At 67.9% G+C, this 20198-nt stretch carries 18 protein-coding genes and 1 tRNA gene; 12 read left to right on the top strand and 7 right to left on the bottom strand.

Features of this window, described 5'->3' with window-relative positions; all coding sequences use genetic code 11:
* Positions 1 to 21 precede the first annotated feature (21 nt).
* Complete coding sequence (locus ACEQX1_RS15120) at positions 22 to 954, bottom strand: fumarylacetoacetate hydrolase family protein (protein ID WP_370194065.1); 933 nt, start codon at positions 952 to 954, stop codon at positions 22 to 24.
* Positions 955 to 1192: 238 nt separating this feature from the next.
* On the opposite strand from ACEQX1_RS15120, the gene ACEQX1_RS15115 reads away from it, so the two are divergent.
* Complete coding sequence (locus tag ACEQX1_RS15115; protein WP_370194066.1) at positions 1193 to 1873, top strand: FadR/GntR family transcriptional regulator; 681 nt, start codon at positions 1193 to 1195, stop codon at positions 1871 to 1873.
* Positions 1874 to 1880: 7 nt separating this feature from the next.
* On the opposite strand, the gene ACEQX1_RS15110 is transcribed toward ACEQX1_RS15115, so the two are convergent.
* A complete protein-coding gene (locus ACEQX1_RS15110; RefSeq protein WP_370194067.1) occupies positions 1881 to 2567 on the bottom strand; it encodes a fumarylacetoacetate hydrolase family protein in 687 nt (228 codons plus the stop codon).
* 107 nt (positions 2568 to 2674) lie between these two features.
* Here ACEQX1_RS15110 and ACEQX1_RS15105 point away from each other — a divergent pair, with 107 nt between their 5' ends.
* Positions 2675 to 3391 carry a FadR/GntR family transcriptional regulator gene (locus tag ACEQX1_RS15105; RefSeq protein ID WP_277025052.1) on the top strand — a complete coding sequence of 239 codons (717 nt, stop codon included), beginning with the start codon at positions 2675 to 2677 and terminating at the stop codon, positions 3389 to 3391.
* A 29-nt stretch (positions 3392 to 3420) separates the two neighbouring features.
* Here ACEQX1_RS15105 and ACEQX1_RS15100 read toward each other — a convergent pair whose 3' ends face one another.
* Complete coding sequence (locus ACEQX1_RS15100) at positions 3421 to 4404, bottom strand: ABC transporter substrate-binding protein (RefSeq protein WP_230785425.1); 984 nt, start codon at positions 4402 to 4404, stop codon at positions 3421 to 3423.
* Positions 4405 to 4520: 116 nt separating this feature from the next.
* Between ACEQX1_RS15100 and ACEQX1_RS15095 the strand changes: the two genes are divergently transcribed.
* Positions 4521 to 5222, top strand: a complete 702-nt coding sequence (locus ACEQX1_RS15095; RefSeq protein ID WP_370194363.1) for a class II aldolase/adducin family protein — start codon at positions 4521 to 4523, stop codon at positions 5220 to 5222.
* A 4-nt stretch (positions 5223 to 5226) separates the two neighbouring features.
* On the opposite strand, the gene ACEQX1_RS15090 is transcribed toward ACEQX1_RS15095, so the two are convergent.
* Positions 5227 to 6453: a LysR family transcriptional regulator gene (locus ACEQX1_RS15090; RefSeq protein ID WP_370194362.1), complete on the bottom strand. Its 1227-nt coding sequence runs from the start codon at positions 6451 to 6453 to the stop codon at positions 5227 to 5229.
* A 252-nt stretch (positions 6454 to 6705) separates the two neighbouring features.
* On the opposite strand from ACEQX1_RS15090, the gene ACEQX1_RS15085 reads away from it, so the two are divergent.
* The 6 genes from ACEQX1_RS15085 to ACEQX1_RS15060 all read left to right on the top strand — a co-directional run bounded on the left by ACEQX1_RS15085 (position 6706) and on the right by ACEQX1_RS15060 (position 14296).
* Entirely contained in the window at positions 6706 to 8532 is a 1827-nt protein-coding gene (locus tag ACEQX1_RS15085) for a thiamine pyrophosphate-binding protein (protein WP_370194361.1), read from the top strand.
* Between the two features lie 114 nt (positions 8533 to 8646).
* On the top strand, positions 8647 to 9633 hold the full coding sequence (locus ACEQX1_RS15080) for a tripartite tricarboxylate transporter substrate binding protein (RefSeq protein WP_370194360.1): 987 nt from the start codon (positions 8647 to 8649) through the stop codon (positions 9631 to 9633).
* Between the two features lie 40 nt (positions 9634 to 9673).
* On the top strand, positions 9674 to 10138 hold the full coding sequence (locus tag ACEQX1_RS15075) for a tripartite tricarboxylate transporter TctB family protein (RefSeq protein WP_370194359.1): 465 nt from the start codon (positions 9674 to 9676) through the stop codon (positions 10136 to 10138).
* A gap of 18 nt (positions 10139 to 10156) precedes the next feature.
* Positions 10157 to 11698, top strand: coding sequence for a tripartite tricarboxylate transporter permease (locus tag ACEQX1_RS15070; protein WP_024349197.1), 1542 nt, complete (start codon positions 10157 to 10159; stop codon positions 11696 to 11698).
* Positions 11695 to 13173, top strand: a complete 1479-nt coding sequence (locus ACEQX1_RS15065) for an aldehyde dehydrogenase family protein (protein ID WP_370194358.1) — start codon at positions 11695 to 11697, stop codon at positions 13171 to 13173. The genes ACEQX1_RS15070 and ACEQX1_RS15065 overlap by 4 nt, the downstream gene beginning before the upstream one ends.
* Positions 13174 to 13198: 25 nt before the next feature.
* A complete protein-coding gene (locus ACEQX1_RS15060) occupies positions 13199 to 14296 on the top strand; it encodes an AbrB family transcriptional regulator (RefSeq protein ID WP_372521582.1) in 1098 nt (365 codons plus the stop codon).
* Here the strand turns inward: ACEQX1_RS15060 and ACEQX1_RS15055 are convergent.
* Together ACEQX1_RS15055 and ACEQX1_RS15050 are read right to left on the bottom strand one after the other, a co-directional pair.
* Positions 14274 to 14450 (bottom strand): hypothetical protein, encoded by a 177-nt coding sequence (locus tag ACEQX1_RS15055; RefSeq protein WP_370194356.1) that lies wholly within the window; start codon positions 14448 to 14450, stop codon positions 14274 to 14276. The two genes, ACEQX1_RS15060 and ACEQX1_RS15055, sit on opposite strands and share 23 nt — an antisense overlap.
* A 104-nt stretch (positions 14451 to 14554) precedes the next feature.
* Positions 14555 to 14628 (bottom strand) — tRNA-Gln (locus tag ACEQX1_RS15050).
* A 644-nt stretch (positions 14629 to 15272) separates the two neighbouring features.
* Here ACEQX1_RS15050 and ACEQX1_RS15045 point away from each other — a divergent pair.
* Both ACEQX1_RS15045 and ACEQX1_RS15040 read left to right on the top strand, forming a co-directional pair.
* A complete protein-coding gene (locus ACEQX1_RS15045; RefSeq protein WP_370197004.1) occupies positions 15273 to 16763 on the top strand; it encodes a Ppx/GppA family phosphatase in 1491 nt (496 codons plus the stop codon).
* A complete protein-coding gene (locus ACEQX1_RS15040) occupies positions 16760 to 17527 on the top strand; it encodes an RlmE family RNA methyltransferase (protein ID WP_024349201.1) in 768 nt (255 codons plus the stop codon). The genes ACEQX1_RS15045 and ACEQX1_RS15040 overlap by 4 nt, the downstream gene beginning before the upstream one ends.
* A gap of 31 nt (positions 17528 to 17558) precedes the next feature.
* Here ACEQX1_RS15040 and ACEQX1_RS15035 read toward each other — a convergent pair whose 3' ends face one another.
* Positions 17559 to 18947: an MFS transporter gene (locus tag ACEQX1_RS15035; protein ID WP_370196994.1), complete on the bottom strand. Its 1389-nt coding sequence runs from the start codon at positions 18945 to 18947 to the stop codon at positions 17559 to 17561.
* 193 nt (positions 18948 to 19140) lie between these two features.
* Here ACEQX1_RS15035 and ACEQX1_RS15030 point away from each other — a divergent pair, with 193 nt between their 5' ends.
* Positions 19141 to 20178 carry an MBL fold metallo-hydrolase gene (locus ACEQX1_RS15030; RefSeq protein ID WP_370194353.1) on the top strand — a complete coding sequence of 346 codons (1038 nt, stop codon included), beginning with the start codon at positions 19141 to 19143 and terminating at the stop codon, positions 20176 to 20178.
* Positions 20179 to 20198: the final 20 nt, after the last annotated feature.

Below are 20198 nucleotides of genomic sequence, written 5' to 3'. Positions count from 1 at the left end.
CAGCTCTGTCGGCCGGTTGGTTCATGCAGGGCGGACCGTGTTGGTCAGACGCCCGATTCCATCGATTTCGCAGACCACCTCGTCGCCATCCGTCAGGAAGCGGGGCGGCTCCATGGCATAGCCGACTCCCGACGGCGTGCCGGTCGCCAGGACATCGCCCGGCTCCAGCGTCAGCCCTTCCGAGAGCGAGGCGATCAGCGCGGGAATGTCGAAGATCATCTGCGCGGTCGTGCTGTTCTGGCGGCGCTCGCCGTTCACGAACAGACGCAGGCCGGTGTTCTGCGGGTCGGGAAGTTCGTCCTTCGTCACCACCACGGGCCCCATCGGGCAGGACCCGTCGAGCCCCTTCCCCTTGAAGTACTGCCCGCCATGGCGGCGCTGCACGTCGCGCGCAGTGACGTCGTTGAGGATGGTGTAACCGAAGACGTGCGCGTAGGCGTCGTCCCTGGCAATGTCGCGACCCGCCTTGCCGATGATGACCGCAAGCTCGACCTCGTAGTCGATATGGGTCGAGACATGGGGAAACAGCGGGATGGTCGCGCCCTCCCCGATCACCGCCGTCCTCGGCTTGGTGAAGAAGACCGGCACCTCGGTGACGTTCACGACGGCGTTCTGCGCCCGGGCGCCCTCGGCGATATGCTCGGCGTAATTGCGCCCGACACAGAAGACGTTCTTTTCCGGACGCGGCAGCGGCGCGAGCAGGTCCGCATCGCCGGGCGCAACGATCAGGGCCGCAAGCGCCGCCTCACCGGCCTCGGCCGCGGAAACCAGCCTGGCCAAAGCCGCCAGCGCCGCATCCCCGCCCTCGATCAGCGCCTGAAGGCGCCCGTCCAATAGCGCCGGCTCGCTCGATCCCGTCGCCGCGGCGGCGGCCGCCACCGGCAGATACCCCCCGGCGGGCATCTCCACCGCGCAGGCCGGTCCCGAAGAGAGCTTGATCGTAGCAAGACGCATTGGTTCAGATGTCCATCGTTTTGAAGGCGTACAGGCAGTTGGCGATGTCACGTTGCCGGACAGGCGACCACCGGACGAAAAGGCGCCATATCACGGCGAATACACAGCAATTACAGTGTGTCGGGCCGTGCTGACCGGCCCGGCGGGCGTCTGACTTGACGAAGCGATGCTAGCAGGTTTTCTGGCGCCGGATAGTTTTCGCATTTAACCAATGCGACAATTGGTCTAGCATCGCGCCATGATCACCGTGTCCCTGGCCGAGCAGATCAAGCAGTACATCGCCGAGCGGCGCTTCCGTCACAACGAACGGCTGCCGCCGGAGCGCGAGTTGAGCCGGGAGTTCGGCGTCACGCGCGGCGAGCTGCGCAAGGCCCTGGCCGAGCTGGAGAGCGGCGGCCTGATCTGGCGGCATGTCGGCCGCGGCACCTTCATCGGCGCGCGTTCCGTCCTGAACCTCGCCGACATGGCCTATCTGGGCGAACTGGCGAGCCCGGCCCAGGTGATCGCCGCACGCCTTGCGGTCGAGCCGGAACTGGCGCGGCTTGCGGCGGTCCACGGAACGCGGTCGGATTTCGAGGAAATCGATGCCTGCCGGGTCCGCTGTCGTACAGCTTTGGACTGGCGCAGCTACGAGGCCTGGGACAACAAGCTCCACCACGCCGTCGCCAAGGCGACCCACAACAAGCTGCTCATCCACCTGTTCGACATGTTGAACGTGGTGCGGCGGTCGACGGTCTGGGGACAGCCGCGCACGACCAGCCTGCCGTCCCGCGACCACAAGAGTTTCCCGGAACACGATGCGATCTGCGCGGCCATCGAGGCCCGGGATGCCAATGGCGCCGCGCAGTGCATGCGCGCCCATCTCGATTCCGTGCGCGACCGGGTGCTGCCGGCCATTTCGGGCCGACAGCCGGTCTGAGCGATGATCAGACGACGGTGACTTTCAGGTCGCCAACGCCGGCGACATGGCATTCCATGACGTCGCCTTTGACCACGGCGCCGACGCCCGAGGGCGTGCCGGTCATGATGACGTCGCCGGCGGCGAGCTCGAAATAGTCCGACAGGTAGGAGATCATCTCGGGCACCTTCCAGATCATCTGGTTGAGATCGCCGGTCTGCTTCGCTTCGCCATTCACCTTGAGCTCGACCAGGCCGGACGCGGGATGCCCGACCTCCGACACCGGGCGCAGGGCGCTGACCGGGGCCGATGCCTCGAACGCCTTGCCGATTTCCCAGGGGCGGCCCATCTTCTTGGCCTCGCCCTGCAGGTCGCGCCGCGTCATGTCGAGGCCAACGCCATAGCCCCAGACGTGATCGAGCGCCGCATCCACCGGGATGTTCACGCCGCCAGACTTCAGTGCCACGACCATTTCGATCTCGTGGTGCACGTCCTCGGACTTGGGCGGATACGGGAAACTGTCGCCGACCGTCAGATTGTTCGGGTTCTTCTGGAAGAAGAACGGCGGCTCCCGGTCCGGATCATGCCCCATCTCGATGGCATGGGCGGCGTAGTTGCGGCCGATGCAATAGACGCGGCGAACGGGGAACTCCGCGTTCGACCCTTCGATCGGAAGGGTGACGACCGGGGGCGTATTGATCGCGTAGTTCGGCATGAAGACGGCTCTCCTTGAAGCAACGATGTCCTTGCATCCCAGATTCCACCCGGCTAATCAATCGAAATCAATCCGCGTTTAGCGAACCAATAGAGACCGTTTTGGCCATGCTCGACGATTCCAGCCCGCCGGCACAGCGTGTGGATGCCCCGGATGCGCAATTGTCGGGCCAGTCGGCACTGGCGCAATTGCGCGCCTTCATCGCCGACCGCAGGCTGCAGCCGGGCCAGCGCCTGCCGCCCGAACGCGTCCTGTGTGTCGAACTCGGACTGAAGCGCAGCGATCTGCGCCAGGCGCTGGGCGTGCTGGAGCAGGAAAACCGGCTGTGGCGGCATGTCGGCAAGGGCACCTTCCTGACCGATCAGGAGCCCGATGACGCTGCCGGCCCCTTCGACCAGCTGGCCCGCAAGGTCAGCCCCGCCGACGTGATGCGCGCCAGGGCGGCGTTGGAGCCGGCGATTGCCCGCGACGCGGCGCTGCACGCCTCGGCCTCGGCAATCGGCCGGCTGCAACTGACCACGGACCGCACGCGGCAGGCCGCGACATGGCGGGAATACGAGGCGCTGGACAACGAGTTTCACCGCCAGATCGCCGAAGCCAGTGGCTCGACCACGCTTCTGGCGCTGTTCGACCAGCTGAACACCCTGCGGCGCATGGTCTCCTGGGGCCGCGTGGTGCGCGAGGGCCCACGCCCGCCGGCCGAGCACGGCAGCTTTGCCGAACACGACCGTGTCGTCGACGCCATCGCCCAGCGCAGCCCCGACGCTGCCCAGAACGCCATGCGCACCCATCTGCGCTCCGTCGAAGACCGCCTGCTGCGCTAGCCGATCGGGGCCGGGGGCAGCACAGGCCCTCAGATCAGGAATGCCTCATGCGTGGAGGGGTGGAACAGCTCTTCCGGCGTCAGCCGGCGGCGCGACAGGCCCTGCGCATGGTGCTGCTGCAGGAAGGCATCGAGCGTCGGGCGGTTGGCAGCGATGCCGTAGGACCAGAAATCCTCGCCCATCAGGTCACGCGCCCGCGCCAGTTGCTCCTCGACGAAAGGCAACGTCACCTTGGTGGCCGAGGTGTCGGCGAGCTGCGCCAGCGCCAGCGTCTTCGCCTCGGTCATCGCCTTGAGCACCGCGCCCGGCAGCCAGGGATGCGCCTCGGCAAGTTCCTTGCGGACCCCGACAATGTGCATGATCGGGAAGATCTGCGTGCGTTCGTACCAGTCCATCGCCGCGGCGGTGGGATCCGGAAAAAGCCAGCCGACATTGTTCTCGGCCCCGTGGCATGACGGCATGCGCGGCGTGATGATCGCCTCGATCTCGCCGTCGAGCAGCAGCTGCGACAGCGACTTGTCCTCCGGCGCGGTTTCGATGCGGATCGCATCCGGCAGCTTCAGCGCGATCTTTTCCGGCCGCCCCGGCTGCTCCAGCCCGCCGCGCACCCAGGTCACGTCCTCCGGCTCGACGCCATGTTCCTGCAGAATGGCGCGCACCCAGACATTGGCGGTGAGCTGATATTCGGCGACGCCGATGCGCTTGCCCTTGAGGTCGGCGGGGGACCTGATCCGGTCGGTGCGGACATAGAGCGAAGTGTGGCGGAAGGCGCGGGAGAGGAACGCCGGCACGCCGACATAGGGGCAGTCGTCATTCGCCGTCTTCACGGTGAAGCTCGACAGCGACAATTCGCAGATGTCGAATTCGGCATGGCGGAAGGCGCGGAAGAAGATCTCTTCGGGCGACAGCACCATGCAGGTCGGCTCGACGCCGTCGATCTGGACGCGGCCGTCGACGATGGGTCGGGCGCGGTCATAATCGCCGACGGCGACGGACAGGTTCAGCTTGGACATGCGGGGGTTCCTCCTGTTGTTTCCGGATTGTGCTGGGGGATGGCGCAGGTGCGGTCGCTTGCGTTCGCGCGTCGCATCGGCTCCCCTGCCGCGCCACGGGACGGAGACGCGGGCAGATGAACAAGGCAGTGCTGATCGACGAGCTGGTTCTGGCGAACCGCATCCTGGCGCATGAGGGCGTGCTGGACGCGTTCGGCCATGTCAGCGTGCGCGACCCCGACGACGCGAACGCCTTCTACCTCTCCTGCTCGCGCAGCCCGGGCCTCGTCGCGGCCGGCGATATCATGCGTTTCGATCTGGACGGCAACGTCCTGGAGGGCGACGGCAAGCCCTATCTGGAGCGGGTGATCCACGGCGCGATCCTGAAGGCCCGGCCCGATGTCGCCTCGGTCGTCCACCATCACGCGCCGGCGGTGCTGCCCTTCGCGCTGGTGGAGACAAGGCTCAGGCCGGTCTTCCATCTCGGTGCCGTCGCCGGCGAGACGGTGCCGGTGTGGGACAGCCAGGACGCGTTCGGCGACACCAGCCTTCTGGTCTCCGACATGCCGATGGCCACCTCCCTCGCGGCCGCGCTCGGCGACCGGCCGGCCGTGCTGCTCAAGCGTCACGGCGCCGTCTGCGTCGGGCGCGATATCGCCCAGGCGGTCTTCGTGTCGATCTGCATGCGCGACAATGCTGAGCTTCTCGCCAAGGCGTTGGCGCTCGGCGAGCCGTCCTATCTGACGCCCGGCGAGATCGCGCAGGCTGCAGCCAAGCACGATGGCGGCGCGCCTGTCGCCCGCGCCTGGGAGTACTGGGCGTCGCGCATTCGGGGGTGACACCTCAGGCCGCATCATGGGGCCGCGCCTCGCTGATCTCGGCGGCGACCCCGCGCAATTCGTCGAGCAACGCCGCGGCCAGCGGGGTCGGCACATAATCGGCCCGCATGGTCAGGCCGACCTGCCGGTTCGTGCACTCGATCCTGACCGGCAGTATCGTCAGCGTGCCGGCCTCGACCTCGTGATGCACCTGATGGCGCGACAGGATCGCGACTCGCTCGCCATTCATCAACAGCGTGCGCACGGCAACGACGGAATCGGTCTCGATCACCCGTTTGGGCGCATCCAGCCCGAAGGCGCGCAGCGCCGCCTCGAACTGCAGGCGCAGTGGCACGCCCTTGAAGGGCAGCACCCACGGAAAACCCAGACAATCGGCAAGGTCCACCCTGCCGCGTCCGGCAAGCGGGTGGCGCGCACCGACGACCATCACGACGTCGTCCTCGAACAGTTCCTCCGACACGATGCCTTCGACCGGCGCCGGCCGCCGGATGGTGCCGACCAGCACGTCGATGTCGCCCTGGCGCAGCGCCATCAGCAGCGAGCCATAGGTGCCGTCGACGATCGCGATCTCGGCCTCCGGGTAGCGCGTCAGCAGGCGCTCGACCGCGACGGGCGCAAGGCGGACGCGGGTCAGCGGCAGCGCGCCGATGCGGATCTGCCCGCCGGTCGCACCTTTCAGGATCTCCACTTCCTCCAGCCCCTGTCGGATCTCGGAGAAGCACAGTTTCACCCGGCGCAGCAGCGCCTCGCCGGGCGGGGTCAGCCGCATGCCCGCGGTGGTGCGGTGAAAGAGCGGCAGGCCGGCGCGGTTCTCCAGCGCCCGGAGTGATCGGTTGAGAGCCGGCTGGGACAGGCCGGCTTGGCGCGCGCCGGCGCTGACGGTGCCATGCGCGGCGACCGCCAGCAGGGCAGCAAACTCGTGGTCGGCGGCATGCACGGTCAGCGACGGCCGGGAGCGGGCCGCCTCGCCGGACATCGCCGGCAGTTCGAGTTCGGCGATCCGCAATTGCTCCTGCGCCCGTCCGATGCGTCTGACGAGCAGGATACCGGCCTCGCTGGCGGCCAGGCGGCGCGACGAGCGATGAAACAGCGTGATGCCGAGCTCGGCTTCCAGCGACTGGAGCGCGCGCGAAACGGCCGGCTGCGACAGCCCAAGCTGCCGCGCCGCATTGGCGATGGCCCCGCCCTCTGCGATCGCGAGCGCCACCCGAAGCTTGCGCAGCTTCGCCAACCGGTCCTCCCCTCAAGCCGAAAGTGCATCCGAATGATGCCGATCCGCCATTGTTTTCAGGATGATGTAGCATCACCGAAATCGCCGGCACATCTGGCTATAACTGTTTCGCATGGATCAAATGCAGAAGGCATTATCCCTGAGCCGGCTGCGGCCGCACAGTGTCGACAGAAGACAACGACAAGCGAGCGTCGCGGGGCCCTGTGAAACCCGTTTCGACAGCGCGTGGTTCTCGGGGGGAATGCGGACTTCATGGACGACGCCGGCCGACACACGCCTGCAACCCGGCACGCGAGCGACCTCATCGAGCGGCCGGCGGGGCACGAGGATCGCCCTGCCGAATGGGGCAGCGACGTCGTCGCCGCGACGGTGCGGGCGCTCGGCCTGCCCTACGTCGCCATGGTGCCGGGCTCGAGCTTCCGCGGCCTGCAGGATTCCATCGTCAACTATCTCGGTAACAGCGACCCGCAGATCGTGCTCTGCCTGCACGAGGAGCATGCCGTGGCGATCGCCGACGGCTATGGCCGCGCAACCGACAGGCCGATGGCGGTGGCGCTGCATGCCAATGTCGGGTTGATGCATGCGGCCATGTCGGTCTTCAACGCTTGGTGCGACCGTGTGCCGATGGTGATCCTCGGGGCGACCGGCCCGGTCGATGCCCACAAGCGTCGACCGTGGATCGACTGGGTCCACACCGCCGCCGACCAGGGCGCCCTGGTGCGCTCCTACGTCAAATGGGACAACCAGCCGGGTTCCGCCGAGGCCGCCGTGGAGGCGGTGCTGCGCGCGCACCAGATCGCCACAACGGCCCCCTTCGGGCCGACCTATGTCTGCCTCGACGTGTCGATGCAGGAGGATCGGCTGGATCGCAAAGTACAGGTGCCGGCGCCGGGCCGCTTCGCGCCGCCGGACCTGCCCTCGGCTTCGCGCACCACGCTGCGTTCGGTCGTCGCGGCACTGGCCGGCGCGAAGAAGCCCCTCTTCCTGTTCGGCCGCATGTCCCGGTCGCAGGCCGACTGGGACGCCCGCATCGCGCTGGCCGAAGCGACCGGCGCGGCGGTGATGACGAGCATCCACAACCCGTCCTGCTTCCCCACCGACCACCGGCAGCATCTTCTCGCACCGTGCGGCGAGCAGCGTTCGGCGCGCGAGCGCGCCCTTGTCGCCGAAGCCGATCTGATCGTCAGCTTCGACTGGCTCGATCTCGCCGGCTATCTGCGCAGTTGCACCGACAATGCCCAGACCCAGGCGCCGATCGAAACGACCATCGTCGGCTGCTCGCTCGATGCCACGATGACCAATGGCTGGAGCATGGACCACCAGGCGCTCGCCGCGGTCGATATCTCGGTGATGGCGCATCCGGACGCCTTTGCCGCCGACCTTCTCGACATGCTGCAGGAGGCGCAGCCACCCGCCACGGACTGGAATTTCTCCGGCCCGCACTGGACGTCGCGCCTGCCCACCGCGCCGCTCGGCGACAGGGATGGCTGCATCGCGCTCGGCGACTTCGCCATGGCGATCCGCCGGCACGGGATCGACAACGATGTCACCTTCGTCCGGCTGCCGCTCGGCTGGCCGCGCGCCGCCAGCCATTTCACCCATCCCCTCTCCTATCTCGGCAAGGATGGCGGCGCGGCGGTCGGCGTCGGCCCGGGCCATGCGGTCGGCGCGGCACTCGCCCTGCGCGACACCGGCCGCATCGTCACCGCGGTGCTGGGCGACGGCGACACGCTGATGGGCATCAACGCCCTGTGGACAGCGAGCCATTTCGGCCTGCCGCTGCTGATCGTGGTCGCCAACAACGCCTCATACTTCAACGACGAACTGCATCAGGAGCGCGTCGCCAACAGCCGCGAACGGCCGGCGGAAAACCGCTGGATCGGACAGCGCCTGACCGATCCTGAGATCGACGTCCTGGCGATGGCGCGCGCGCAGGGCTTCGAGACCATTGGCCCCGTCCGCACGCGCGCCGCACTCGACGACGCGCTGCAGGCCGGCGCGAAGACGGTCGCATCCGGCGGCCGCATCATCATCGATGCCCGCATCGAGCCTGGCTATGCCGGCGACTTCGGCGAATGATCCGGGCCCGGCACCGAAGACAGAGAAATTGCTGCCGGCCTTGAGCACGCAGCGAACGTAGAAGCCGGCGAACCAGAAGACCGGCATCGACAACAATATCCAGGGGAGGTGACCATGAACGGCAGACACATCACGAAGCGGCTTGCAGCCGCGGCGCTCACGGCGACCATCGTCGCTGCGGCAAGCCCGGCATTCGCGGAATTCCCGGACAAGCCGATCACCATGTATATCGGCTTCAACCCCGGCGGCGCCGTCGATACGACCGCCCGGCTCCTGCAGAAGAACCTCGAGGCAGCGCTCGGCGTCCCGGTGATCGCGGTGCAGAAGCCCGGCGGCGGCGGCACCGTCATGGCGACCACGCTGATGCATCAGAAGGCTGACGGCTACACCATCGGCATGGGCGCAAGCGCCGCCTATGCGCTGGCCCCGCTGCTCAACACCGACATCCAGTACGACATGATCGACGACTTCGCCCATATCGCGACCGTCTCGATCCCGCAGGACGCCCTCGTCGTGAAGAAGGACGCGCCCTGGAACACCTACGAGGATCTGGTCAAGGACGCCAAGGACAACGGCAAGGCGCTGTCGCTGTCGTCCCAGGTCTCCGTCTCGCGCCTCATGGCCATCGCCATCGAGGAGAAGGAAGGCATCGAGATCGAGGTGGTCCCGGTCAAGGGCGGCTCGGCCGGCATCCAGCAGGTGCTCGGCGGCCACACCGACATGACCTGGGGCGCATCCGGCTGGCACGCACAGGTCGAGGCCGGCGAGATGAAGCCGATCCTCTCGCTCGGCTACGAGCGCAATGCCGACTTCCAGGACATCCCGACCGCCAAGGAACTCGGCATCGACTATGCCTTCGTCGACACCTTCATGCTGTCGGCGCCCAAGGGCCTGCCGGAAGATGTCGAGAAGAAGCTCGCCGATGCCGTGAAGACCGCGCTGTCGCCGGAGCTCGTCAAGGAACTGCGCGAGAAGATGTATCTGTCGGCCGACTATCGCGGGCCGCAGGAAACCGACGACTATCTCACCATGCAGCGCGACGAGGTGAAGCCCTTCGTCGACAAGATGATGGCCGAGGGCGGCGAGAAGCCGGCCGAGTGACCGGCCAGGCCTGACGAACGAAGAGACGGGAGGGGAGTCCGTGCGCAAGGCCGACATGTTCGCCGGCGTGTTCCTGGTCGTCGCCGGGCTGATCGCGATCTACGTGGTCATCCCGGCGGAGATCGGCGGCCGTTCAGCCTACGGCCTCGGGCCGGACTTCTTCCCCCGCGTCCTGATGTGGCTCTTCGTCCTGTTCGCCGTCCTCCTAGTCGGCCACAGGGCGTGGACCGCCTGGCGCGGCAGGCCCGAGACCGAGGGCCCCGCACCGATGAAGCTTGCGGACTGGATGTTCATCACCGGCATCTCGGTCTTCCTCGCCGCGACATGGCAGCTGATGGTGCATTTCGGCTTCGTTATCGCCGGCATCTTCGTTCTGGGCGTCGTCGGCGTGCTGATGGGCAGCCTGCGGTCCAACCCGGTGCGCCTCGTCCTCGTCACGCTCGCCGCACCGCCGGTCATCTTCTACGGCTTCAAGCACCTTTTCCTCGTCTATCTGCCCAGCTGATCTCGAAGGCGAACGACAATGGACACGATCCTCGCCGGCATTGGCGACGCCTTCACGCTGATGAACTTCGCCTACATCGCCTTCGGCGTGTTCATGGGCATCATGGTGGGGGCCATTCCCGGCCTGAACGGGCCGATGGCGATCGCCGTCGCCGTGCCGCTGACCTACTACATGGACCCGCTCGCCGCCGTCGCCTTCCTGATCGGCATCAACAAGGGCGGCACCTTCGGCGGCTCGATCTCCGCGATCCTCCTCAATACGCCGGGCTCGCCCGAATCCACCTCGACCGCCTTCGACGGCTACCCCCTCGTCAAGAAGGGCAAGGGCATGAAGGCGCTGAAGATGGCGCTTTATTCGTCGGTGACCGGCGACATCTTCTCCGACCTCGTGCTGTTCACCGTCGCCGCGCCGCTCGCTCTCGTCGCGCTGCGCATGGGCCCGCCCGAAATGGCGGCCGTCTTCGCCTTTTCGCTGACGATCATCGCCGGCCTGTCGGGCAAGTCGATGCTCCGCGGCCTGCTCGCGGCGATCCTCGGCGCCTTCGTCGCCTGCGTCGGCCTCGACATAGAGACCGCCCAGCCGCGCCTGACCTTCGGCATGGGCGAGCTGATCGAGGGCGTGCCGATCATCCCGCTGACGATCGGCCTCCTCGCCCTGTCCGAGATCATCATCCAGGTCGAAGCCCGCGTCCTCGGCCGCGAGAAGAATGTCGGCACCTACAACGTATTCGGCAAGGACATCCCGCCGGAGGACAAGCGCGTCAGCTGGGCCGAATATCGCAGTTGCCTGCGCACCATCATCCGCTCTGCCGTGATCGGCACCGGCGTCGGCGCCATGCCCGGCATCGGCGCGATCGTGGCGGGCTTCCTCGGCTACGGTGCGGCGCGCCGCGCCTCCAGGAACCCCGAGGAATTCGGCACCGGCAAGCTCGAGGGCGTCGCCGCGACGGAAGCCGCCAACAGCGCGGTGGTCGGCGCCAATCTGATCCCGCTGCTCGCCCTCGGCATTCCCGGCAGTCTTTCGGCGGCGATCCTGATCGGCGCCTTCCTGATGCACGGCGTCGATCCGGGACCGCTGATCTTCCGCGAGCATGGCCGCCTCGTCTACGGCATCTTCGCGGCCATGTTCATGGCGAACTGGATCAATTTCGTCATCGGCAATCTCGGGCTGCGGCTCTTCGCGCTGATCGTCAGCGTGCCGAAATCCGTCATCCATCCGGTCGTCGTTCTGCTGTGCATCGCCGGCGCCTATGCCAACGGCAACTCGATGTTCGCGGTCGCGGTGATGATGGTGGCCGCCGTCTTCGGCTATCTGATGCGCAAATTCGACTTCTCCTTCGCCACCTTCATCATCGGCTTCGCCCTCGGCGAAACCTTCGAGCAGTCGGTGCGCCAGTCGGTCATCCTGTTCAAGGACCAGCCGCTCGACCTTTTCACCCGGCCGATCGTGGTGTTCTTCGTGGCGCTCACGATCTTCTCGGTCTGGCGCATCCTGCGATCCAATCTGAGCCGGCCCCTGCGGCCTCAGGCGGCCGGCGCCCCCCAGGAAGCGACCTCATGACCGCCACAACGACCCCTTCGAAACGGACCGTGACATTGCCGGAGCATCGCGAACTCTATTACGGCGGGCGCTGGATGCCGGCGCTGTCGGGCGAGACGCGCGACACGATCAACCCCGCGACAGGCGAGAGTTTCTGCACTGTCGCCTATGGGGGAGCCGCCGACATGGACGCGGCGATCGAGGCCGCGCACGCCGCCTTCCCGGCCTGGCGCGACACCGCCCCGCTCGAACGCGCACGGTGTCTGCGGAAGATCGCCGACATCATGCGGGCGAACCGTGACGAGCTTGCCCTCATCGACGCGGCCGACAGCGGCAATCCGGTCACCGCCATGGCGAGAGACATCGATATCGCGACATCGCAGCTCGACTTCTTCGCCGGCCTCGTCACGGAGATGAAGGGCGACACGATCCCGATGGGGCCGGAAATCCTGAACCTGACCGTGCGCGAACCGGTCGGCGTGGTCGGTCGCATCGTCGCCTACAATCACCCGCTGATGTTCTGCGCGGCAAAGATGGCCGCGCCGCTGGCCGCAGGCAACACGGTCGTCATCAAGCCGGCCGAGCTCGCGCCGCTCTCCGTCCTGCGCTTCGTCGAGCTGATCGAAGGCGTGCTGCCGCCGGGTGTGTTCAACATGGTCCATGGCGGCGTCGAGGCCGGCCAGCGGCTCGCGAGCCACGGCAGGATCGCCAAGGTCGGGCTGATCGGCAGCGTCGCCACGGGCCGCGCCGTCATGCGCGCCGCCTCGGACACGCTGAAGGGCGTGATGCTCGAACTCGGCGGCAAGAACGCGCTGATCGGATGCCCCGACGCCGATGTCGAGCGCACCGCGCGCGGCGTCGTCGCCGGCATGAACTTCGCCTGGTGCGGCCAGTCCTGCGGCTCAACCAGCCGTGCCTTCCTGCACGAGGACATCCACGACGCCGTGCTCTCCCGCGTCGCGGAATTGTGCGCCGACTTCGCGCCCGGCGACCCGACCGATCCCGCCACCAATATGGGCGCCCTCGCCTCGAAGGCGGCGCAGGAAAAGACGCTGCGCTATATCGAGACCGCCAGACGCGAAGGCGCACGCCTCGTCTGCGGCGGCAAGGTACCGGACGTGCCGGGCCTTCGGAGCGGCTTCTTCGTCGAGCCCACCGTCTTCGCCGATGTCACGCCCGACATGACCATCGCCCGCGAGGAGATCTTCGGCCCGGTCCTCTCCGTCCTCAAATGGCGCGACGAGGCGGCGATGATGGAGGCGGTCAACGCCGTCGAGTTCGGCCTGAGCTGCGCGATCTTCACGAAGGATCTCGCCCGGGCGCATCGTCTGGCACGGCAGGCCGAAGCCGGCTTCGTCTGGGTCAACAAGGCCGGTCCGCATTTCCTCGGGGCGCCCTTCGGCGGCGTGAAGCAGTCGGGCATCGGGCGCGAGGAATGCATCGGCGAAATGCTCGATTTCACCCGCGAGAAGAACATCCACATTGCGCTCGACTGACAGTGTCGAAGCTCCGGACGGCTCGGTGCCGGCGGGATCCGACCTGAAGCCGGACGCCCCGAAGGGCGGCGTGAAGACGGCGCTCGCAACGCTCGCCATCGCCGCATTCGGCGGCTGGCTGGCGAGCCTTGCCGGGCTGCCGCTGCCGTGGCTGATCGGCGCGCAGCTCGCGCTCTGCATCGTCGCGCTGATGCGCATCGAGCTGTTCGGCGCGCCGCCCCACTGGCCCCGCGCCAGCCGCGACATTTTCCTGCCCGTCCTCGGCGTGATGATCGGCAGCGCCTTCACCATGGAGATCCTCGCCCAGGTGCCGGAATGGTGGCCGAGCCTGCTGGTACTGTCGGTTTTCCTGGTGGTGGCGCACGCGCTGGTTTTCGCGATGTTCCGGCACATCGGCGGCTACGATCTGCCGACGGCCTTCTTCGCCTCCTTCCCCGGCGGCTTCGTCGAGGCGACGCTGATGGGTGCGGAAGCCGGCGGCAACCAGCGCATCATCCTGGTGCAGCATTTCCTGCGCATGTCGCTGATCGTGCTGCTGGTGCCGCTGCTGTTCTGGTGGGCAAGCGGCCATGCGGTCGGCAGTGCCTCCGGCACGGCGATGGGGACGCGCGGCAGCATTGCGCCCGTCGAACTCCTGATCCTGATTGTCGCCGGCATGGCGGGAACGCTGATCGGACGCAGGCTGAGATTCCCGGCCCCCGACATATCTGGCGCGATCGCCGCCAGCGCCATAGTCCATCTCGCCGGCTGGTCGGACGGCCAGCTGCCGCAGATCCTGATTGCGCTGACGCAGCTCATGGTCGGCACGTCGCTCGGTGTCGGCTTCGTCGGCATCGGGCGCGGCGAGATTGCGCGGGCGATCGGCCTGGCGCTCGGCGCCTTCGCACTGGTCTTCGCCATGGCCTTCGCGGTCGCCGTCGCCATCCACGCTTATCCCGACCGCGACGTTCAAACGCTGATTCTCGCCTTCGCGCCGGGCGGCCTCGCCGAGATGAGCCTCATCGCCCTGTCGCTGCATCTCAGCGTGCCCTTCGTCACGCTGCACCACATCTACCGCATCTTCTTCGCCGTCGCCGTACTGCCCCGAGCCTACCGCTGGCTCAGCCGCGATGGAGCATCATGACGCGCCGCTCCGAAATGCCGTCGCGCAAGAGCAAGGCGCGCGCGCGGGACATTCCGCATCGAAGGTAAGCGGCCGCGTCGTTCGAGATTGCTGATGTCATGCCGTCGAGCCACTGCCCGGATCCCTTGAGCTTGGGGCCCAGGATCGGCCGCATGGGCATCACCTCTGGGCTACAGGTTTGGGCCCAAGGCACGCAGATGGCACCGAGAGGATTCTCAGCGGCGGAAAACAATAGCGACTTCAATGGACTGAAAAGGGTGGCTGGGGAACCTGGATTCGAACCAGGACTAACGGAGTCAGAGTCCGTGGGTCTACCGTTAACCTATTCCCCAACGGTCAGCCGAGCGTCGCCGCGGCGTGACGGCCTCCATATACTCATGTGAGGGGCGGCTGTGAACCCTCTGTCGGGGAAAATTTCGCATCCGGCGTCATGCGCGCGTTCGGCGGCCTTCCCGATGCCGGGCTCCGGGGCTTCCGGCGGCAATCGTCGCCCTGTTTTTCGCCTGCCCTTGCACCTCACCCCCGGCTTGGTACACTCGCCTTAACCAAGCAACCTGAGGCGTTGCCCGTTCGAGCGCGGCGCCGGAGAGACAGTGTGAGTGACCATGAAATCGGTGGGAGAAACCGTCCATCGTTGATTCCAGCCGGAAGGCCCAGAGCCCCGGCCTATCGTCCGCATGCCGAGACGCCCTCGCCCGACGCCGCGACGGGTCCGGAACGCCGCACGGCGGTGCATTCGTCGGCGCAGGCGCCCGGCAGCGCCGACAGCCCGGCGCGGAGCGCGGCCGATTTAGCTGCTGCACCGGACGCCGGAAGCCGGCACGGGCATGAGCGCGGGACGGCGGACACCCTGAACGACCGCCATGCCCCTGAACCCGGCAACGCCGATGGGCCGGGCGATACGGGTCCGCGGGCCCAATCCGGCTCCGGACGGCAGGATCAGCGACAGGAACGGACCCGCCCCGGACAACAGGCCGTGCCCGGGCAGCGCGCCTCTGCGCACGAGGCATCCGGGCCGAACGAGCCGTCGACGTCGCACGCCCGCAAGAATGAAGCCGCCCCTCGCGGAGCATCCGCCGACGGGCCGCCGACGGGCGCACAGGCTGATTCTGCCTCCTCGGCTACCGTCGACGGCGCGCCGCTGACCACGCGCAAGCGCCGCCGGCGGCGCAAGACTGGCAAGAACGCTGCGGCCCCACCCGCGGCGCGCGTCGACGCGCCTGAGGACACCGCCGTGAACGAGGCGCCTGCGGATGCACCGGCTCGGCCGAAGCCGGGGCGCAAGCCGCGTCGGCGCCGGTCGCGGCGCTTTGCCGGGGCCAGCGGGCCGCCCGCGCCGGCCCATGCGGATACCGGCTCGCCGGCCGCGCCGCTCAGTCAGCCTGCCCCCCGCCCCGCAGCGAACGACCACGCGGCGCCCACGGTGCCTGCCGCGCCCATGCCGCCGCCCGTGCGGCGCGCGCCGGTCTATGCCGCCCTCGATCTCGGCACCAACAATTGCCGGCTCCTGATCGCCATTCCGACCCGGCCCGGCCAGTTCCGGGTGATCGACGCCTTCTCGCGCATCGTGCGCCTCGGCGAAGGCCTCAGCCGCACCGGCAGCCTGTCGCGCGGCGCCATGGACCGGGCGATCGCGGCGCTGGCGATCTGCGCCCAGAAACTGTCGGCCCGCGACGTCGTGCGCTGCCGCCTGATCGCGACGGAAGCCTGCCGCGCTGCGGCCAACGGCGCCGAATTCATCGAGCAGGTCGCGCGCGAGACCGGGCTGGAACTGGAGATCGTCTCCCGCGAGACCGAGGCGCGGCTGGCCGTGTCGGGTTGCGGATCGCTGATCGAGCGCTCGGCCCGCGGCGCGGTGCTGTTCGACATCGGCGGCGGCTCGTCGGAGATCGCGCTGCTCGACCTGCGCGGCCGCGACACCCGCCGGCTGTCGAAGCAGATCGTCGCCTGGACCTCGCTGCCGGTCGGCGTGGTGACCCTGGCCGAGCGCCATGGCGGCCGCGACGTGACGCCCGAGATCTTCGAGGCGATGATCCAGGAAACCGTCGAGATGATCCGCGGCTTCAAGGGCCGCGACAAGCTCGGCGCGCTGGTCGGCACCGACCGCTTCCACCTCCTGGGCACCTCCGGCACGGTGACGACGCTGGCCGGCGTGCACCTGAAGCTGGAGCGCTACGACCGGCGCCAGGTCGACGGCCTCTGGCTGACGGACCTGGAAGCCGACGAGCTGGTCGCCCGAATTGCCGGCTGGAGCTTCGAGGAACGGATCGCCAACCCTTGCATCGGCAGCGATCGCGCCGATCTGGTACTGGCAGGCTGCGCGATCCTGCAGGCGATCCGCAGGGTCTGGCCGGCCCCGACCCTGCGCGTGGCTGATCGCGGCCTGCGCGAGGGCCTTCTGATGGAAATGATGGTCGCTGACGGCGTCTGGCGCCGCAGGGATCCGACAAGGAATACCGGGACATGAGCGGCGGACGCAGCGACAGTCGAGGCATGACCGTCAAGGTCAAGAAGAAGCGCGGGCTCAAGCTCTCGTCCCGGCGCTGGCTCGAGCGCCAGCTCAACGATCCCTATGTGCGGCGCGCCAAGGCCGACGGCTATCGCTCGCGTGCGGCCTACAAGCTGATCGAGATGGACGACCGCTACAAGCTGCTGAAGCCCGGCCACCGGATCGTCGATCTGGGGGCGGCGCCCGGCGGCTGGTGCCAGGTCGCCGTCGATCGCACCGGCTCGACGGCCGCGGACGTGCGCGTCGTCGGCATCGATTATCTGACGGTCGAGCCGGTTGCCGGCGCGACGATCCTGCTCATGGACTTCCTCGACGATGCGGCGCCTGACAAGCTGATGGAAACCCTCGGCGAGGCGCCGGACATCGTCCTGTCGGATCTGGCCGCGCCGACCACCGGTCATCGTCCCACCGATCATATCCGGACCATGCATCTCTGCGACGTCGCCGCCGACTTCGCCATCCGTACCCTGAAGCCAGGCGGGCACTTTCTCGCCAAGACCTTCCAGGGCGGCACCGAGCGCGAATTGCTGACGCTGCTCAAGCGCCACTTCGTCAGCGTCCATCACGTCAAGCCGCCCGCCTCTCGCGAGGGGTCGGTGGAGCTCTACATTCTCGCCAAGAGCTTCAAGGGCAAACGCGCCGAAGCCGAGGAATTGGGCGACGAGGTCGAAGATCCCCGGATCCATGACCAGGCCGACGAGGACGCCGGCCCGCTCGGCTGAAGCTTTCTGACCTGTCGGGAGCCGTGCCGCCCTACTCGGCCGGCACCCGGCGACCCGACACCTCGCTGCCGGCCTCGCGCCCCATCGGGATGAAGGCGACGGCCGCCGACATGGTGACCAGCCCGACGACGAGGAAGGCGGCGGAGAAGTCCACCGGCGCGGCCATGTCACGGCCTGACATCACCATGCCGATCTCCAGCACGGCACCGGCCAGCGCGACGCCCGTGGCGATCGCCACCTGCTGCAGTGCGCCCATCATTGCGGTGGCGTCGCCCGTCGATTCGCGCGGCACGTCGGCAAAGGCCAGCGCGTTGATCGAGGTGAAGAACAGCGAGCGGAAGAACCCGCCGACGAGCAGCAGCGGGATCAGGACGGCCAGCGATATGTCGGGCCGGTAGAGCCCGAGGGCCGCCGTCAGCGCACCGCCGACGATGGTCGTCACGACCAGCGTGGTGCGGAAGCCGAAGCGCTGCAGGATCGGCTTGGCCAGGAGCTTCATGGCCATGGCGCCGCCGATGGCGACGCAGGTCACGAGGCCCGATTCCAGCGGCGTATAGCCGAAGCCGAGCTGCAGCATCAGCGGCAGGAGGAAGGGAACCGCGCCCGAACCGATGCGGAACAGCGCCCCGCCGGTGACGGCCGCGCGCAGCGTGGTGATCCGCAAGAGCGACAGCCGCAGCACCGGCTGGTCGATGCGGCGCGCATGGCGCACGAACAGGCCCGCCGCGACCGCGCCGGCAAGCGCCATGGCGACACCGAAGGCCGGCGGCAGCGCCGGCAGCGACACCACCGACAGGCCGAAGACGATGCCGGCGCAGGCAAAGCCGGACAGGAGAAACCCCGGCCAGTCGAAATGCACGCCCGCCACCCGATCGACCCTGGGCAGGAAACGCCCGGCCAGCCAGATGCCGACAACGCCGATCGGCAGATTGATCAGGAAGATCCAGCGCCAGTCGGCGTAGGTCGCGATGGCCCCGCCCACGGGCGGTCCGATCAGCGGCCCCATCAGCGCGGGGATGGTGAACCAGGCCATGGCACCGACAAGGTCGGATTTCGGCACGGCGCGCACCAGCAGCAGCCGCCCGACCGGCGTCATCATCGCTCCGCCCATGCCCTGCAGGAAACGGGCGACGACGAAGGCGCCGAGCGAATCCGCCATGGCGCAGGCCAGCGATCCGACGACGAACACCGCGATCGTCAGCCGGAAGACGAGCTTCGGCCCCCAGTGATCGGCGATCCGCCCGGAGATCGGGATGAACACCGCCAGCGAGACGTAATAGCTGGTCAGGGCGAGCTTGAGCGCGATCGGGCTCGTGCCGATGTCTGCGGCGATGGCCGGAAGCGAGGTCGCGATGACCGTCGAGTCCATGTTCTCCATGAACAGCGCGACGGCGAGCACGACCGGAACGATGCGGTTCAACTGCGGTCCTCGGGGTATGGGTAAGGCGGGCTTAGGGACGCGGTGAAGACATAGGCCGAAGCCGGCGAAATGGCAGCCCGTTCGCCGCCTGCGTCTTCAACAAGCCGTGCGAATGGTTGCCGGCCGTCTTCGACGGGCCAGTTGGCATGCGTGCACCCATTCTCATTCCGATCTTCGACGACACGAGGTTTCCATGAGCAAGCCCACCGATGCACGATCTCTCTTCAGCCGCCGCACCGCCCTGCAACTCGCGGCCGCCGGCGGCGCGGCCATGACCGGCATCATGCAGGGCCGCGCCGCCCATGCGCAGGACCAGTCGACGGCCGCGGCGGCGGCCAGCGAACGGGCGCGCATGCCGTCGCCGGGCTGGCACCGGATCGAACTCGGCGATGCCCGCATCACCACGATCCTCGACGGACTGCGCCCCGGCGAAGGCCCCTACCCCACCTTCGGTGCCGACCAGAGCCAGGAGGCGATGGCCGAGCTGATGCGGGCGAACTACCTGCCCGAGACCCAGTTCGTGAACGGCTTCACGCCGGTGCTCGTCGATCTCGACGACAATCTCGTCCTGTTCGACACCGGCTTCGGCGAATCCGGCAAGGAGAACGGTTTCGGCAAGCTGGTCGAGCGGATGGCGGAAGCCGGCTACGGCCCCGACGACGTGACCATCGTGGTCCTGACGCATTTCCACGGCGACCACATCCAGGGCCTGATGACCGGCGGTGAGCCGACCTTCCGCAATGCCCGCTATGTCGCCGGCCAGGCCGAGTTCGACTGGTGGACGTCGGACGAGGCCAGGAATGGCGACCGCGCCGGCGGTGCCAAGCTGGTCGAACAGATGGTCGTGCCGCTGAAGGACAAGATGACCTTCGTCGCCGAGGGTGACGAGGTCGTGTCCGGGATCACCGCCATGGAGGCCTTCGGCCACACCCCCGGCCACCTGATCTTCGAGATCGCCTCGGGCGACCGCCGCCTGTGGCTGACCGCAGACACCGCCAACCATTTCGTCGCGTCGCTGCAGAAGCCGGACTGGGAGGTCAGGTTCGACCAGGACAAGGACGCGGCGGCCGCGACCCGCAAGCGCGTCTTCGACCGGATCGCCGAGGAACGCATTCCGTTCATCGGCTACCACATGCCCTTCCCGGCCATCGGCTATGCCGAAAAGCTGGACGGCGGCGGCTACCGGTTCATTCCGGAAACCTACCAGCTGGATGTCGACGCGGACGCCTGATCGGCGATCCGACGTTTTCC

This window comes from Aurantimonas sp., from assembly GCF_964217435.1.
Taxonomy (GTDB): Bacteria; Pseudomonadota; Alphaproteobacteria; order Rhizobiales; family Rhizobiaceae; genus Aurantimonas; species Aurantimonas coralicida.
The sequence above is the reverse complement of the archived record's forward strand: the minus strand, read 5'-3'. Positions and strand labels throughout refer to the sequence as shown.